Annotated in this window: 15 protein-coding genes; 5 read left to right on the forward strand and 10 right to left on the reverse strand. The window is 67.7% G+C overall.

Annotated elements, in window-relative coordinates; genetic code table 11:
• Nucleotides 1-188: 188 nt before the first annotated feature.
• From ACMO6A_RS06305 to ACMO6A_RS06325, 5 genes are all read right to left on the reverse strand, one after another.
• Nucleotides 189-839, reverse strand: coding sequence for an MptD family putative ECF transporter S component (locus ACMO6A_RS06305; protein ID WP_009305896.1), 651 nt, complete (start codon nt 837-839; stop codon nt 189-191).
• A gap of 91 nt (nt 840-930) precedes the next feature.
• Nucleotides 931-1,542, reverse strand: a complete 612-nt coding sequence (locus ACMO6A_RS06310) for a TetR/AcrR family transcriptional regulator (protein ID WP_009305895.1) — start codon at nt 1,540-1,542, stop codon at nt 931-933.
• Between the two features lie 157 nt (nt 1,543-1,699).
• Entirely contained in the window at nt 1,700-3,172 is a 1,473-nt protein-coding gene (locus ACMO6A_RS06315; protein WP_009305894.1) for an ABC transporter ATP-binding protein, read from the reverse strand.
• Nucleotides 3,172-3,897 (reverse strand): energy-coupling factor transporter transmembrane component T family protein, encoded by a 726-nt coding sequence (locus ACMO6A_RS06320; RefSeq protein WP_009305893.1) that lies wholly within the window; start codon nt 3,895-3,897, stop codon nt 3,172-3,174. Before ACMO6A_RS06320 ends, ACMO6A_RS06315 begins: the two co-directional genes overlap by 1 nt.
• Nucleotides 3,898-3,904: 7 nt before the next feature.
• Nucleotides 3,905-4,552, reverse strand: a complete 648-nt coding sequence (locus ACMO6A_RS06325; protein ID WP_009305892.1) for an MptD family putative ECF transporter S component — start codon at nt 4,550-4,552, stop codon at nt 3,905-3,907.
• Nucleotides 4,553-4,755: 203 nt separating this feature from the next.
• On the opposite strand from ACMO6A_RS06325, the gene ACMO6A_RS06330 reads away from it, so the two are divergent.
• The 3 genes from ACMO6A_RS06330 to ACMO6A_RS06340 all read left to right on the forward strand — a co-directional run bounded on the left by ACMO6A_RS06330 (nt 4,756) and on the right by ACMO6A_RS06340 (nt 7,274).
• Entirely contained in the window at nt 4,756-5,730 is a 975-nt protein-coding gene (locus ACMO6A_RS06330; RefSeq protein WP_015759912.1) for a helix-turn-helix domain-containing protein, read from the forward strand.
• 288 nt (nt 5,731-6,018) lie between these two features.
• Nucleotides 6,019-6,723 (forward strand): DUF3793 family protein, encoded by a 705-nt coding sequence (locus tag ACMO6A_RS06335; protein WP_009305890.1) that lies wholly within the window; start codon nt 6,019-6,021, stop codon nt 6,721-6,723.
• Nucleotides 6,724-6,851: 128 nt separating this feature from the next.
• Entirely contained in the window at nt 6,852-7,274 is a 423-nt protein-coding gene (locus ACMO6A_RS06340) for a flavodoxin (protein WP_009305889.1), read from the forward strand.
• A gap of 57 nt (nt 7,275-7,331) precedes the next feature.
• On the opposite strand, the gene ACMO6A_RS06345 is transcribed toward ACMO6A_RS06340, so the two are convergent.
• On the reverse strand, nt 7,332-8,735 hold the full coding sequence (locus ACMO6A_RS06345; protein ID WP_009305888.1) for an MATE family efflux transporter: 1,404 nt from the start codon (nt 8,733-8,735) through the stop codon (nt 7,332-7,334).
• A 105-nt stretch (nt 8,736-8,840) separates the two neighbouring features.
• On the opposite strand from ACMO6A_RS06345, the gene ACMO6A_RS06350 reads away from it, so the two are divergent.
• Nucleotides 8,841-9,851: a helix-turn-helix domain-containing protein gene (locus tag ACMO6A_RS06350; protein ID WP_418470922.1), complete on the forward strand. Its 1,011-nt coding sequence runs from the start codon at nt 8,841-8,843 to the stop codon at nt 9,849-9,851.
• Nucleotides 9,852-9,877: 26 nt separating this feature from the next.
• On the opposite strand, the gene feoB is transcribed toward ACMO6A_RS06350, so the two are convergent.
• On the reverse strand, nt 9,878-11,914 hold the full coding sequence (feoB, locus tag ACMO6A_RS06355) for a ferrous iron transport protein B (protein WP_035576762.1): 2,037 nt from the start codon (nt 11,912-11,914) through the stop codon (nt 9,878-9,880).
• A 62-nt stretch (nt 11,915-11,976) separates the two neighbouring features.
• A complete protein-coding gene (locus ACMO6A_RS06360) occupies nt 11,977-12,204 on the reverse strand; it encodes a FeoA family protein (protein ID WP_009305885.1) in 228 nt (75 codons plus the stop codon).
• Nucleotides 12,205-12,396: 192 nt separating this feature from the next.
• Here ACMO6A_RS06360 and ACMO6A_RS06365 point away from each other — a divergent pair, with 192 nt between their 5' ends.
• Nucleotides 12,397-13,329 carry a helix-turn-helix transcriptional regulator gene (locus ACMO6A_RS06365; RefSeq protein ID WP_009305884.1) on the forward strand — a complete coding sequence of 311 codons (933 nt, stop codon included), beginning with the start codon at nt 12,397-12,399 and terminating at the stop codon, nt 13,327-13,329.
• A 40-nt stretch (nt 13,330-13,369) separates the two neighbouring features.
• On the opposite strand, the gene ACMO6A_RS06370 is transcribed toward ACMO6A_RS06365, so the two are convergent.
• Nucleotides 13,370-13,648, reverse strand: a complete 279-nt coding sequence (locus tag ACMO6A_RS06370; protein ID WP_009305883.1) for a molybdopterin-binding oxidoreductase — start codon at nt 13,646-13,648, stop codon at nt 13,370-13,372.
• Nucleotides 13,649-13,658: 10 nt separating this feature from the next.
• On the reverse strand, nt 13,659-14,353 hold a 695-nt coding region (locus ACMO6A_RS06375), incomplete at its 5' end, for a molybdopterin-dependent oxidoreductase (RefSeq protein WP_418470923.1).

The following is a 14,353-nucleotide window of genomic DNA, read 5'->3' on the forward strand; positions in this document are numbered from 1 at the left end:
GCCACAGCGCCGCGATAATCGCATAGCACCACAGCAACAGGGCACGATGCGGGCTGAACAGCGCGGCCGACCCCACCACGAGGACGATAAGCAGCTTCATCCGCGGGTCGAGGTTTCTCACCGCCGGCACGCCCGATCCCCCGTCGCGAGGCACGGCGGTCGCGTTCTGCATGCGCGCGGCCTCCATATCAGGCGATCCCCGCGCGTTCGAAGTGCTTCTTCAGCACAGCGCGTCCCAGCAGCGAGCCCAGAACGCCGCCAAGCGCGGTAACGCCCAGGCAGACGAAGAACAGAGGGCCCGCCACGATATCGAACACGCTGCCGTAGAACTCAGCCATCGTGGGCACCGAGTTCAAAAAGAAGTCCTTCATGAGCACGAGCGGGGCGAACGCGCCCAGATACCAGCCCACCATGATGGACGTGAAGCTGGCGGCCATGGTGGCGAAGCGCTTGCGGTTGGCGACGTTCCAGATAACCTCGCCAGCCAGCGCGCCCAATGCGATGACGAGGCCGGTAAGCCAAAAACTCATACCCACGAGCAGCCCCACGAGCACGCCCGAGATGAGCACGACGCCGCGCTTGTTCACCTTCGCGTACATCAGCATGAAGATGATGCCCAACGGGATGGCCTGGATGCCCAGCGTGAAACACCAGCCGATGGGCGTCGAGCCCGCAATCATGCCGATGCTGAAATACACCACCAGTTCCAGCACGGTGAGCACCGCGATGGTCACGAAGTCGCGCACGTTCAGGCGCTCGTTGCGCGCTCCCGGCCGCTTTCCCGCGGGCACGGCCTCGGTTTCGGGCATGGCTTGCGCCTGCCCTGCGTTCTGTTGCATGGCGTTTCCTTTCAAATGTTAGATTAGGGTAACCTTTGGTTCGAGAAAAGGCGGATCCCGTCCGCCTCGTCTTCCGTTTCCTCACCGCATGTTAGAAGCCGAACACCACCTGCCAATTGAAGAACCCGGCGATGCGCTTGCAGTATCCGAGCGCCTTTTCCAGGGGGAACCCGTGGACGAGGGGCTCGAACACGGTGGACCAGTACGCCGTGAGCAGGATGTGCAACTCGTCGGCGTCGATGTCGCTCACCGGCAAATCGCGCCGACGCGCCTCGTTCACGAACTCCATGCACAACGCCGTGTTGCGCGCCACGAAGTCGTGAAGGAAGTTCGCATAGGCCGTGCCCTCTGCACAGCACAACAGGAGCCGCATCCCTTCGTAGCGCTCGTAGAAGTAGATCATCCACTGGCGATGGATATCTTCGGACAGAGCCCACAGCTCGCGAAGGTTCTTATCGTCCATGAGCGCGTAATCGCGGCGCTTCGCCTCTTCCTCAAGCGCGCGGATGTCGGCGAGCGTGGGAGCTACCACGGCTTCGAACAGATCGGCCTTCCCCTTGTAGCGTTTGTAGAGCGCACCCGTCGTCACGCCGGCGTCCGCGCAGATGCTCTGCAAGGACGCTCCCTCGAAGCCGCGGGCGAGGAACTCCCGCCGTGCGCTGTCGAGGATGCGAGGGTCGATGCTCGCGTCGGATTTCGACAAGCTTCCAACCGCCTTTCCCTCTACTGATAATTTCATTATCGATAATGTGATTATCAGTATAGAGGCGCTCCGGGCGGATTGCAAGCCCGAACTTGCGGCGCGGTTCGCGATCGACAGCGCACGGGCAATCGGCTCGCCCGCCTTCCCCGTCGGGTGCCTAGCCTTTCAGCTCCACGACGGCATCGCCGGCGAGAGCGGCCAGCAGGTTGTCGTGGGTGATGATCGCCACGGCCTTGCCGCCGGCGGCCAGGGTGCGGCACCACGCGGACACCTCGCGCACGCCGCGGCCGTCGAGGCCGCTCGTGGGCTCGTCCAGCACGATGAGGTCGGCGTCCGAGCAGTACGCCGCCGCCAGCGTCACGCGCTGCTTCTGACCGCCCGACAGGCTCGCAGGATGTCGATCGGCCAGATCGACCAGGTCGAACGCCTCGAGCGCCTCCCATGCGCGCGCCTTCAGCGCCTCGTCCACGCGCCGCCCCAGCACCACCTCGTCGGCCACGCTGCCGGCGTACAGCTGGTAGTCGGCGTCCTGCATGACGAAGTAGCTGCGCCGCCGTCGCTCGCGGCGCGGCACGGGGCGGCCGTCGAACGTCACGCGCCCCGCCTGCTCGCGCGTCGCGCCGCACAGCACCTTCGCGAGCGTGGTCTTGCCCGCCCCGTTCGGGCCCTCGATCACCGTCACCGCCCCGCAGGCGAACGCGGCATCGAAGTCGCGGATGCCCCGCTTCGTGGACGGGTAGCGGTACGTCAGCCCCTCGACCCGCCAACCGCTCGCTGCAGGCGCAACGCCGCCGACGCCCGGCGCGGGCGCGGCCATGTCCGGATGCCGCAAGCCGTATGCCGCCGCGTCCTCCAGCCCGAGCCGTGCGAACGCGTCGGCGCTCCACCGCTCAACGACGCGGCCGGCGCGCAGGCACACGTAGGCGTCGGCCACCGGCAGCAGCTGGTGGAGCCGATGCTCGGATACCACCACCGCGGTGCCGCGGCGCTTGAGCTCGGCCAGGATGCGCACGAGCGCCTCGGAGCCCTGCGCGTCCAGGTTGGACGTGGGTTCGTCCAGCACGAGCACGGCCGGACCGCACGCGATGGCGGCGGCGAGGGCCACCCGCTGCTTCTGGCCGCTCGACAGCTCGGACAGCTTCTCGCCCAGAAGCCCTTCCACGCCGCACGTCTCGGCGGCGGCATGCACGCGGCGCACGGTTTCGGCGGGGTCCACCCCCAGGTTCTCGGCCGAAAACGCGATCTCGTCACCCACCGTCCCCATGAAGAACTGGCTGCGCGGGTCCTGCATCACCACGCCGAGGCGCTCGGTGCGCTCCCGCGGTGCGAGCCGGCGCACGTCGGCGCCGCACACCTCCACGACGCCCGTCAGATCGCCGGGAAAGAACGTGCCCGCCAACCCGTCCACCAGGCGCAACACGGTGGACTTGCCGTCGCCCGAGCGCCCGCACAGCACGAGGCAGCGGCCGGGAGCCACCGACAGCGACACGTCGTCCACGCGGCTGCCCGATGCGGGCGCGGCAGAACCCGCTTCCGCTTCCAACCCCCGCTCGGATTCGTCCACGTAGCGAAACGAAGCCCGGTCGAGCAGCACGGCCGCCGCCCGCTCGCTGTCCTGCGCTTGCGCCATCACGCCACCTTCCCCCACACGCACAGCCCCGCGCACACGGCCAGCACCGCCACGGCGGCAAGGGCGTCGCGCGCCTCGAATCCCACATGATGCACCGACGTGCGCACGCCGTCGGCCTCGATGCCCCGCAGCTCCGCCGACGCGGCCAGCTCGGCCGACAGGCGCAAACAGCGCATGACAAGCGGCGTGTAGCAGCACTCGTAGGCGAGGGCGGGATGCAGCGCCACGTCGATCGCGCGCGGGAACACCCCGCGCAGCCGGATGCCGCGCACGATGGAGCGCGCCTCGAACGAGAGCACCGACGCGAAGCGGAACAGCATGCACACGCCCACGAGCACGCGCTGCGGCACGCGCCACCGCGCGAGCGCGCACATGATAGCCGAAGGAGACAGCGAGAACAACGCGCAGCCCGCCGTGAACGGCGGCACCATGTGCAGCAGGCTCACGAACAGCACCCCGTACAGCCCCGGCAGCGGCAGGAAGCTGAGGCCCGCGACGACGGCGAAGCTTGCGCACGAGCGCAGCGCCAAGCGAGCGCGCCCGTTGCCCGCCAGGTACAACGCGGCAGCCACCTGCAACAACGCCGTCTCCAGCAAGCCGGTGAGCACGATGGACGCAACGCCGAACGCCACGACGGCCAGCAGATGCGTGCGCGGGTCGAGGCCGAACAGGCCCGCGCGCAGGTCGGGGCGCGCGAAGGGGCGCGCTTGCGAGCTCGTCTCCATCGGGCGCTTACGCGATCTTCGCTTTGCGGACGTGCTTCTTCAGGAACTTCGCGCCGATGACCGCGCCGAGCGCCGTACCGGCGGCGAACATCGCCAGCATGAGCAGGATCCACGGCAGCTCCGTGTACTGCGACACCATGGCGGCCACGTCGCTCGCGCTGTAATACGCGCCCAGCTGCTCCATGTACGCATCCTTGAACAGGAGATACGGGATAATGCCGTAACAGGCGAACGTCGCCCAGTACACGAAGAAGCCCACGGCCGAACGCACGATGCTGCGGTACGACCCCTTCCCCCACATCACCAGCTCGCCGATCACGGCGCCCACCACGGCCACGGGCGCGCAGTACAGGCCGCCCATGAACGTGTACAGGACGCCGAACAGCAGGATGGAGCCGCCCAGCACGCCGCGTTTGCCGATGCGATCGGCCATGACCAGGTAGAACGGAGTGGATACCAGCGGGAACAGCCACGATCCCACGAAGAAGGTGTTCTGCGGCGAGAGCACCGCGTCCTCCGCCAGCTTCACGACCATCGTCGCCACGATGATGACGATGTTGAAGATGACGAACGTGAGCACATCCCGCGTCGTCCACCGGTTCGCCGTCGCGGAAGCCGCCCTCTCCCCCTGCGTGTTTGCCACGTTCGATGCCATTGCGCACGCTCCTTTCCCGTCGAACGCCGCCAACCGGCAGCGCGTTGTTAACCCTCGGTAACTTTTTGGTATAATGAGCGAATCAGCCGGACGGCAGCAGCGACGACGGGCGCGCGCGACGATTCACGGCAGCGAAACGACCGTTTCGGGCAGTGCGGAACGCACGCGATCGGCAGCCCGGGGGCAGACGGAGGAGGAAGCGAATGCGCAGCATCAAAGACGACATGTACGACGAGGCGTTCCGCCTCTGGGACATGGTGCCCGCCGGCACGGTGCCGGGATACGGTTCGGCGGGCAGCGTCTACCGGTTCGCGAACGGCTGCGGGCACGGCGAATACTGGGCCTACTTCCACGACAACCTCTTCGCCGTCAACGCCTTCGACATGACGTTCGAGCACGCCGGCGTCATGCGCTACCGCCACGCCGAGCACCTGTCCATCGGATACTACGAAGCCGCCGACCTCATCGTGCAGAGCGGCGGCAGCACGCTGCGCGCCGGGGCCATATCCACCTACCTCGCCGAGGAAGGCGCTGAGTACGTGGCGCTCTACCAGCCGGGTTCGGCGACCCGCGCGACCTCCATCACCATCTCGCCCGATTACTACCGCGACTACCTGCAGGCCCGCTTCGGGAACATCCCCGACGTGCGGCGCGCCTTCGCGCTGGTTGACGGCCGCACCGACTTTCCCGAGCTGGTCGCCCTGTTCAAACAGGTGCGCGCCTATCAGGGCACGGGCATGGCGGCCACCCTGTTCTACGAGGGCGCCGTGGCCGAGGCGCTCGCGCTGGTCATCGAACGCGCGGCGGCCATCGAGGCGGAGCGCGCCGAAGGGAGCGCGCCGTCGCTGTCGAAGGAGGATCGCGCGGCCCTCGACGACCTGAGCGCCCACATCAACGGCAATCTCGCGGGCGCCCTGTCCTGCGAGGAGCTCGCACGCCGCGCGTGCATGGGGCAGACGAAGCTGAAGGCCGCGTTCAAGGCGGCGTACGGCACCTCGCCCGCGGCGTTCGTCGCGGACGCGCGCATCGAGCGCGCCATCGAGCTGCTCAACTCCACCGACGAGCCCATCGCCCACATCGCGCGCGCCGTGGGCTACCGCAAGCCCGGCGCGTTCGCCGAAGCCTTCCGCCGCCGCACCGGCGTGCCCCCCAGCGCCTACCGCCGCCGCAGCGCCTGAGCGGAGGCGATCGAGGGATCGTCGAGGGTCGCGCCTCGAATGAAACCAGAACGAATGTTTCACGTGAAACATTCGGACGCCCGGATGCCGACCCCTTGCGCAGCTCGGGGAGAACGACGCAAGGCGAGGAGCGCAACGTCCGCGGGTCCTGCGCTGCCGCATACGTTGCGCGTCTCGCGCTTTTTCGGATCCGTGCTTGACGAACCTCCGACACTCGGGTATATGTTATCCAAAGCTAACTTATAGGCGCATCCGACACCCGCGGAGGCGCTGCCCGAGGGAGGCCGCATGGAAGCAATCGAGCAGGAATTATCGCCTTGCGAAGCGTTCGAACGCAAGCTGGTGCACCACTGCACCCCCACGCTCGCGGCGCTCAAACCCGCGAACCTGTTCACCTGCCGCAGCACCCTCTCCCCCACGGCCGTCCAGCACGGACGGCGCCCGACCGCGGCGGCCCTGCGCGACGACCAGCTGTCCGACGCGCTGCGCGCCTGCCGCGCCAAGCTGGCGCCGCACGGCGTGCGCATCGAGGTGCTGGCCCGCCGCACGAGCGGGGCGCTCGTGTACGTGTACCGGCCCCGGCTGCTCACGCGCGCCATCCAGCAGGAGCAGGTGGCCGCGTTCCTGACCGCCGAGGGCTACGACCCCTCGTCGCTGTCGGCCTGCATCGAGAAGCTGCACAAGCGCATCTGCGGCACCGACCTGCAAAGCCAGATGACGGGACGCTGCTCGTTCCCGCACGAGATCGGCTTCTTCCTGGGCTATCCCTACGAGGACGTCATCGGCTTCATCGACAACGAAGGCGAGAATTTCCTGTGCAGCGGATGCTGGAAGGTATACGCGAAAGAGCGCGACGCCCAAACGTGCTTCTGCTGCTACAAAAACTGCACCACCATGTACCAGCAGCTGTTCGACGAGGGCGTTTCCATCGAATGCCTCGCCGCGGTGGACGAGGACTTCCCCGCCGCCGAGGCGTTCCGCGCGGCCGGCTAGCGCGCGAGCGGACGGCACGTGAGACGCGGGACGCGGCTCTGTTGAGCGAGGTGCGCGGCGCGGCTTCGTCGCGCACCTCGCTCAACAGAGAGCGCATGCGACATCCCTCGACACGAAGGAGATACCCTATGAGCAAGGTTGCAATCGTCTACTGGAGCGGCACGGGCAACACCGAGGCCATGGCCGACCTCATCGCGCAAGGCGTGCGCGCGGCCGGCGGCACGGCCGACCTCGTGCATGCCGCGGACTTCACCGCCGAGCGCGTGGAGGACTACGACGCCCTCGCCTTCGGCTGCCCCGCCATGGGCGACGAAGAGCTGGAGGATATGGAGTTCCTCCCGATGTACGACCAGGTAGAGCCCCATTTAGCCGGTCACAAGGTGGTGCTGTTCGGCTCGTACGAGTGGAACGACGGCGAGTGGATGGAGCTGTGGGAGAAGCGCGCCGAAGAAGCCGGCGTCGACGTGGCCGATTCCGTGATCGCCTACGACTACCCCGACGACGAGGCCAGCGCCGAATGCCTGCGCGTCGGAAACCTGCTGGCCGGCTAGCAGACACGCGAACGGCCCGGGACGCGCGCCTGCCGCGCGACCCGGGCCGCCTGCGCGTTACGCCCGCGCGGCTTCCCCCTCCTCGATCGCGGCCGTCCGCGCGCGGCCCTTCCCCATCCCGCGGCACGTGCGCACCATGAGGGCGACGGCGATCAGCGCCAGCAAGCCGTCGGTGATCGCGCAGGCCAGCCACACGCCGTGGATGCCGAGACCGCCCAGGTTCGGCACGATCAGCACGAGCGGCACGAACAGCAGCAACGGCCGCGCAAGCGCGAGCAGCGCCGCCAAACCGCCCTTCCCCAACGACTGGAACAGCGTGATGCCCATCACCATGACGCCCATCGCCAGATAGGCGACGAAGAACACGCGGAAGTCGTCAACGCCTTGCGCCACGAGCGCCGGATCGGTGATGAACAGCGACAACGCGGCCTCGGGGAACAGCATGGCGGGTATCCAGAACAGCAGCGCAAGCCCCGTCGCCCCCAGCGAGAACGCCACGGTGCACCTTCTCACGCGGTCGTACAGCCCGGCGCCGTAGTTCGTGCCCGCCGCGGGCTGGAAGCCGTTGCTCATGCCCCACAGCGGGATGAACGCGAACGACTGGATGCGCAGCGCCGCGCCGAACAGCACCTGCCACTCCGCGCCGCCCCACTCGGCCGCCGCGCGGTAGATGATCGCCTGCTGGACGAGCGTGAGCACCTGCATGAGCATGGCCGACACGCCCACCTTCGCCACCTCGGCCAGCACCGCGCGCGACGCCGCCACGCGCACGATGCGCGCCGTCTTCTCGCGCTTGACGAACCACCATAGCATCACGCCCGCCAGCACAGCCTGCGACAGCACGGTGGCGCACGCGGCTCCTTCCAGGCCCAGCCCCTGATCGCGCAGCGCGAGGATGAACACCGGCGCGAGGACCATGTTGAGGATGGCGCCGCCGGCCATGATGCCCATGGCGCGGGCCAGCTCCCCCTCGCCGCGCATGATCATGTTCGAGCTTTGGGCGAAGTTCACGAACAGGCTGCCGAGGAATATGATGCGCAGGTAGCACTCCCCCAGGTCGAGCATGGCGCCTTCCGCGCCCGTGAGCGCGAGCAGCGGGCGGGCGAACGCGACGCCCACCACCGTCACGGCGAGGGACAGCACGAGGTTCATGACGACGAGGTTGCCCATCACCTGGTCGATGCTCTTCTGATCGCGCGCGCCGATGGCCCGCGACAGCACGGAGGCCGAGCCCATGCCGATCATGGCCGCCAGCCCCGAGTTGATGAACGTGAACGGGTATGCGATGGACACCGCACCCATCGCGTCAACGCCGATCAGCTGACCTGCGTAGATCGCGTCGACGAACGTGTACAGGCCGATGACCACCATGCCCACGATAGCCGGCAGGCTCAACGACACCATGAGCCTGCCGGGCGATCGGGTGAGTATGAGCTCGCGTTTGTTTTCTGATGATGCCATATATGCTCCTATCGCTCTATCATGTTATCCTGGTCTAACTTAGAGACGAGCGCGTCCGGGCGCAAGGGCGGGCGCGCAAACGCGTTGGAACGGAAGGAGGGCGCGTTGATTCGCGCAGACGGAAATCGGGACGGCACGGCTGCCGCATGCGCCGACTACGACATCATGCGCGAGGTGTTCCTCCCCTGCCTCGCCGACATGCAGATGGAGGAAACGTGCGCGGCGGACGTGGGCGCGCCCGAACGCGAGGGGCGCATGTTCCGCATGCCGCGCGACGTGGCCTCGGGATACTTCTGGCTGTACGCCGAGCGCGATTTCGCCATCTCGGCGACCGACATGCTGTTCCCCCGCGACTTCCGCGAGCAATGCCGGCATCCGCGCTTCGTCTCGGTGCGCTACTACCTGTCGGGAAGCTGCGTCGAGAGCGTCACGAACCGCACGGTGGAGGCACCTTACCTGGAGGGGCACGTTCTGGACACGCCGCATTGGGACTGCCTGTGCCGGGCCGGCACGCCCATCCGCAACGTCGAGATCATGCTCGCCCCGCCGTTTTACGAGCAGTATTTGCGCGAGGTGTACCGGGATGAGGCCTTCAGCGCCGAGGAGGCGTTCGCCAGCATCGACGGGCTTTCCGACTTCCCCGAGATGGTGGTGCTGCTCAAGCAGGTGGAAGCCTACCGCGGACGCGGCGCGTCGGCGCGGCTGTTCTACCGCAGCAAGGTTGAGGAAGCGGTGGCGCTCGTCTTGGACAAGTCGCGCGCGATGGCCGGCGAGCGCGCCAGCGAACTGGCCAGCGAGGACATGCACGCCATCGAGCGCGTGCGGCGGCGCCTGGAGCAGCAGCTGGCCGCGCCCGTGGACGCCGACGAGCTGGCCCGCATCGCCTGCATGGGCCAGACCAAGCTGCGGCGCACCTTCAAGCAGGCGTGCGGCTGCACCATCGTGGAGTACCGCCAGCGCTTGCGCTGCGCGAAGGCCGCCGAGCTGCTGGCCGCCGGCGACGCGCCCGTGGCGCAGGTTGCCGCAGCCGTCGGCTACCGCCCCGAGCGCCTGGCCGAGCTGTTCGCCCGCACCCACCACACCACCCCCAGCGCCTACCGCGCCGCCATGCGCTAGGCGCTCCGGGGAGGCGCGGGAGGACGTTACCCCAGGAACAGCGACGATACGTGGAACACGACGAACGCGAGCGCGAGCGATGCGCAGAAGTAGAACGCGATCATGAGCGCCGTCCACTTCCCCGAATGCGTCTCGCCGTAGGTAGCCGCCACCGAGGCCATGCATGGCACATTGAAGGTGAACGCGAACATGAACGCGAGCGCCTCGGGCTGCGAGATGGCCGACGCCATCACCTGGCCGATGTCGGCGGCCACCGGCCCCATGCCGCCAACGGCCGTGGTGAGCGTCCCCGTGCCCAGAAACAGCCCCGACAGCACGCCCAACGCCGACTCCTTGATGGCCATCGCGCATAGGTACGCCATGAACGTCTGCCACCCCAGGCCGAAGAAGCTGGTCACCGGCTCGATAGCCTCGCCGATCGCGTACAGGGCCGTGTTCTGCGGGTTGCCGTCCGGGCTGTAGACGAGCAGCCACACCACCGCGGTCACGATGAACACCACGCGCACCGCTCGCTTGAACACGTGCTTCGAGCGGGCGATCGCCGTCGAGAACACGTTCTTCCAGCGCGGTGCATGGTACGGGGGCAGCTCCATGACCAAACCGGCGCGCTCGTCGCCGCTCACGAGGTGCGGCCCGAACAGCTTTCCCACGAGGTACATGAGCAGCAACGAGGTCAGGAAGATGGCCACCACAACGACAGGCGACCACGGCCCGAAGAACGCCACCGCCAGCACCGGCACGACGCCCCAGGTGGAAGCGCAGGGCACCGCCCATGCCATGGCGACGGTCAGCACGCGCTGACCCCATGAGTCGATGACGCGGGTGCCCGACGCGCCGCCGATGGTGCACCCCAGGCACACGACGAACGGCATGATGGACTTGCCTTGCAGGCCGAAGCGCGCCATCGTGGAGTCGAACACGTACGAGATACGGGCCATGTAGCCCACTTCCTCGAGCGCGCCGAACACGAGGTTGATGCCGAACACGAAGCCCACCATCATCGTGGCGAATCGCAGGCTGTCGAACAGGACGCCGCTCACGAAGCTGCCCAGCACAGCGGGCGCTCCCAGGGCGACGAGCCCTGCGGCCGCGTACTCGCCGATGAGCGAGAACAGGCCGCCCACCGCCATGATGGGCATGGCGGGGACGAACGTCGCCAGGAGCCCCACCAGGATGATGCCGATGGCGAGGGGCTTGCCCCAGCGCGATCCCGTGGCGATGCGGTCGAATCTCGAGAGCGTCGAGCGGGTGCGGGAACCCCGAACGGCGCCGTCGAGCACCCCGTCGATCCATGAGAACTTGCACGTCCCTCCACGCTGCACGCCGTGCTCGATCGGCTCGAGCGCGGCCGCCAAGCGCGCTCGATCGCGTTCGTCGAGCGCTTCGTCGACCAGCGCGCGGACCGGAACGTCGCCCTCGAGCAGCTTGCCCGTCAGCCAAGCCGGCGTCAGCGCGCCGACGCTCCGCTCCGGCACGAGGGCGCGCACGTCGTCGTAGACGGCTCCGAACTCGACGCGGCACGCCTCGGCCAGCGCGGTCGCATCAAGCGCATGAGGGTCGGCGATGGCACGATCGAGCGCCTGATAGAACAGGTCGCAGTGCGCGCGATCGGCCGCGACGAACGGCACGACCGGTATCCCGAGCCTGCGCTCCAGCACCTTCGCGTCGATGCGCTTGCCCTGGGCCTCGGCGACGTCCATGAGGTTCAGCACGAGCATGCAGGCGCAATCGACGCCCGCGAAGTCGGCGAGCATGTACAGGCTTCGTTCCAGCTGCGAGGCGTCCGCGAGCACGCATACGACGTCGGCCCTGCCCGAGGCGATGTAGTCGCGCGTGACCACTTCCTCCTCCGAATTCGCCGAGAGGCTGTAGGTGCCGGGAAGATCGCACACCGCGTAATCGACGCCGCCGCGCGAAAAACCGCCCTCCTTCTTCTCCACCGTCTTGCCCGGCCAGTTCCCCACGCGCTGCCGCGAACCGGTCAGCGCGTTGAACAGGGTTGATTTGCCCGAGTTGGGCTGACCGAGCAAGGCGACGGAGCAGGTGGGCGCCCCGGAGACCACCGCTGCGCCCGATGGCGCGGACACCGCGGCGTCCAGCTCTTCGAGCACCGCCTCCCGCGCGCTCACGAGCGCACCTGCACGTCGATGCGGGCGCAGTCTTCGGCATCGACGGCTATCACGCTGTCGCGCCCGTACACCAGCACCGGTCGCTTGCGCACGTTCTGCAGCACCTGCACTTCGCAGCCCACGGTCAGCCCGATGGACGTGACGCGTCCGACGAACCGCGCATCCCCTTCCACTCCGGATATCACAGCCACGTCTCCCGTGGCCGCATCGCTCAATTTGCTCATGATTTCTCCTTGTCGTACCTAGAGGTCGCGCGACAAGGGTAAGGGTTTGCGATCGCTCCACTCAACTCCATGCGTCTTCTTCTGCTCCAAACGCAAACGAGTTAGCCATTTCTAACTACCGGCGGGATACAATAGGAACGAAGGACCGACCGACAGGAGGCCACCACGAACGTACTCGAACCATTCGGCACCTTGCAGCTCGACCGCGGCATGCGCGTGGTTGTCGAGCCCGGCGGCGCCCACACGCTGCTCGTCGAGAACGAGCAGGGGCGCGGCCACATGACAACGCTCTTCGCCTCGCCGCGTCTCTTCATCGCAACGGTCGATTTCAACTTGGAGATATGCCCCATCCTCGTGAACGCCCAAGAGGTTCGCGGGTGCTGGATCACCCTGGACTACTGCCAGGAGGGACGGTGCGAGGTGGCCATGCCGGGCGAAAGCGCGATCATCGTGAAACCGGGCGACTGCTGCCTGAGCGCGTCGCGGCGCCTGCCGAGCGAATACCGGTACCCGCTCGGCCGATACCGCGGCATCAAACTGTGCTTCAGCGACGGGGTGACGAACGAGCCGGCGTACGGAGTGATGCGCGAGGCGGGTTTCTCTTTCGGCTCCTGGATCGAACAGCTCGACCCTGCGGTGCTGTTCGAGGGAGACGACCAGCTGAACGCGCTCATGGCGTCGTTCGAGGCGCTGGTGGACCCGTTCGATGCGCCGCGCAGCAAGCTGCGGTTCATGGAGGTGCTGCTGCACGTCAAGGCGCGGGGGTTGCCGACGGGGCGCCGACATTCGTATTACACGAAATCGCACATGCGCATCGCGCGGACGACGCATGATCGGCTGTGCGCCGATCTGGGGTGCGACTACCGGCTGCGCGACATCGCCGACTCGTTCGGCATCAGCGTGACCAGCCTCAACAACTACTTTCAGGGAGTGTACGGCGTGCCCGTTCCCACGTACCTGCGCGAAAGGCGCTTGCAGGAGGCCGCGAAGCTGCTCGAGGTCACCGACGAAAGCGTCGCCACCATCGCCGCACGGGTGGGCTACGCGAACCCCAGTAAATTCAGCGCCGCGTTCAAACGGCGCTACAACGCCACTCCCCGCGAGTATCGGACGGAACGGCGCTGAGGAGGAGCCGGGGCGCTCTGCACCCGGCCCCTCCCCCACCTTAGGCGGCCGTGAACTCGGCCACGTCCGCGAGCGGGCTGGCCGCGCCGGCGTCGTTCACCGAGCGCACGAGCAGCCGGTAGAACCCGGGCCGCTCGGGCGTGTACGAGAACGTCCAGTGCACCCACAGATCGTCGGTGGAATCCGACACGTCGTACGTGGTCCAGTTCGCGCCGTTGTCGAGCGAGAACTGCACCGACACGATCTGCTTGCCGTAGTCCTCGGCGTACCCGCTGAACGTCACCGGCTTGCCCACGGATACCTGCATCGGAGCGATCATCGTGCGCCCCCTAGCCCTGCGTTCCCGCGAGCACGCCCGCGTTGGGGCTGTTGGGATGCTCGTCGGCCGCACCCGGAGTCGCGGGCGCGACGTCCTCGGTGGACACCACGATTTCCACGACGTCGCGCACGAAGTAGTTCGCCGGCGTCTTCGTCATCCACAGCTGGTTGCTGCCGCCCACGGAGGCCGACAGGTCCTCGTCGTTGATCTCGTAGGACAGCACCGCATGGCGCCCCACCACGTAGCCCAGCGGGAACGTCTGCTGCGTGCCGTCGGCCGACACGAACGTCACGGCGTTCGCACCCGGAGCCGCGCCGGCCTTCGCCAGCAGATGCTCCACCGGGATGCCCGTCACGTCCGCGGTGACGATGGCGCGCCCGCCGGCGGGGTTGCCGCCGCAGGTGCAGGTCATCACGTTGCTGGTCGACTCCTCGTTGGCGAGGTCGCCCACCGAAGCGGTGAACGCCGTTTCCACGTCGCCCGACACGGACAGCTTCCAGCCCAGCGGGTTGTCCGCCACGAGGGGCACCGTCGCGCCGCAGATGGCCTGCGACACGCGCTGGAAGAAGGTCTTGATCACCTCGTTGGACGTGATGGTGGTCTGGTCGAACGAGAACTCGCCCTCCACCTGGGCGGGCGTGACCTGTGCGCTCTCGACAGCCGTGCCGTTCGTCGCGGCCTCGGTGCCGCCGGCGGCCACGGGCT

Origin of the sequence: Eggerthella sp. (genome assembly GCF_048329335.1) — a bacterium.
GTDB classification, from domain to species: Bacteria; Actinomycetota; Coriobacteriia; order Coriobacteriales; family Eggerthellaceae; genus Eggerthella; species Eggerthella lenta.

Coding starts and splice junctions, on each gene's coding strand:
- ACMO6A_RS06305 (WP_009305896.1), bottom strand. CDS start 839: ATGCAACAGAACGCAGGGCAGGCGCAAGCCATGCCCGAAACCGAGGCC.
- ACMO6A_RS06315 (WP_009305894.1), bottom strand. CDS start 3,172: ATGGCGCAAGCGCAGGACAGCGAGCGGGCGGCGGCCGTGCTGCTCGAC.
- ACMO6A_RS06320 (WP_009305893.1), bottom strand. CDS start 3,897: ATGGAGACGAGCTCGCAAGCGCGCCCCTTCGCGCGCCCCGACCTGCGC.
- ACMO6A_RS06325 (WP_009305892.1), bottom strand. CDS start 4,552: ATGGCATCGAACGTGGCAAACACGCAGGGGGAGAGGGCGGCTTCCGCG.
- ACMO6A_RS06330 (WP_015759912.1), top strand. CDS start 4,756: ATGCGCAGCATCAAAGACGACATGTACGACGAGGCGTTCCGCCTCTGG.
- ACMO6A_RS06335 (WP_009305890.1), top strand. CDS start 6,019: ATGGAAGCAATCGAGCAGGAATTATCGCCTTGCGAAGCGTTCGAACGC.
- ACMO6A_RS06340 (WP_009305889.1), top strand. CDS start 6,852: ATGAGCAAGGTTGCAATCGTCTACTGGAGCGGCACGGGCAACACCGAG.
- ACMO6A_RS06345 (WP_009305888.1), bottom strand. CDS start 8,735: ATGGCATCATCAGAAAACAAACGCGAGCTCATACTCACCCGATCGCCC.
- ACMO6A_RS06360 (WP_009305885.1), bottom strand. CDS start 12,204: ATGAGCAAATTGAGCGATGCGGCCACGGGAGACGTGGCTGTGATATCC.
- ACMO6A_RS06370 (WP_009305883.1), bottom strand. CDS start 13,648: ATGATCGCTCCGATGCAGGTATCCGTGGGCAAGCCGGTGACGTTCAGC.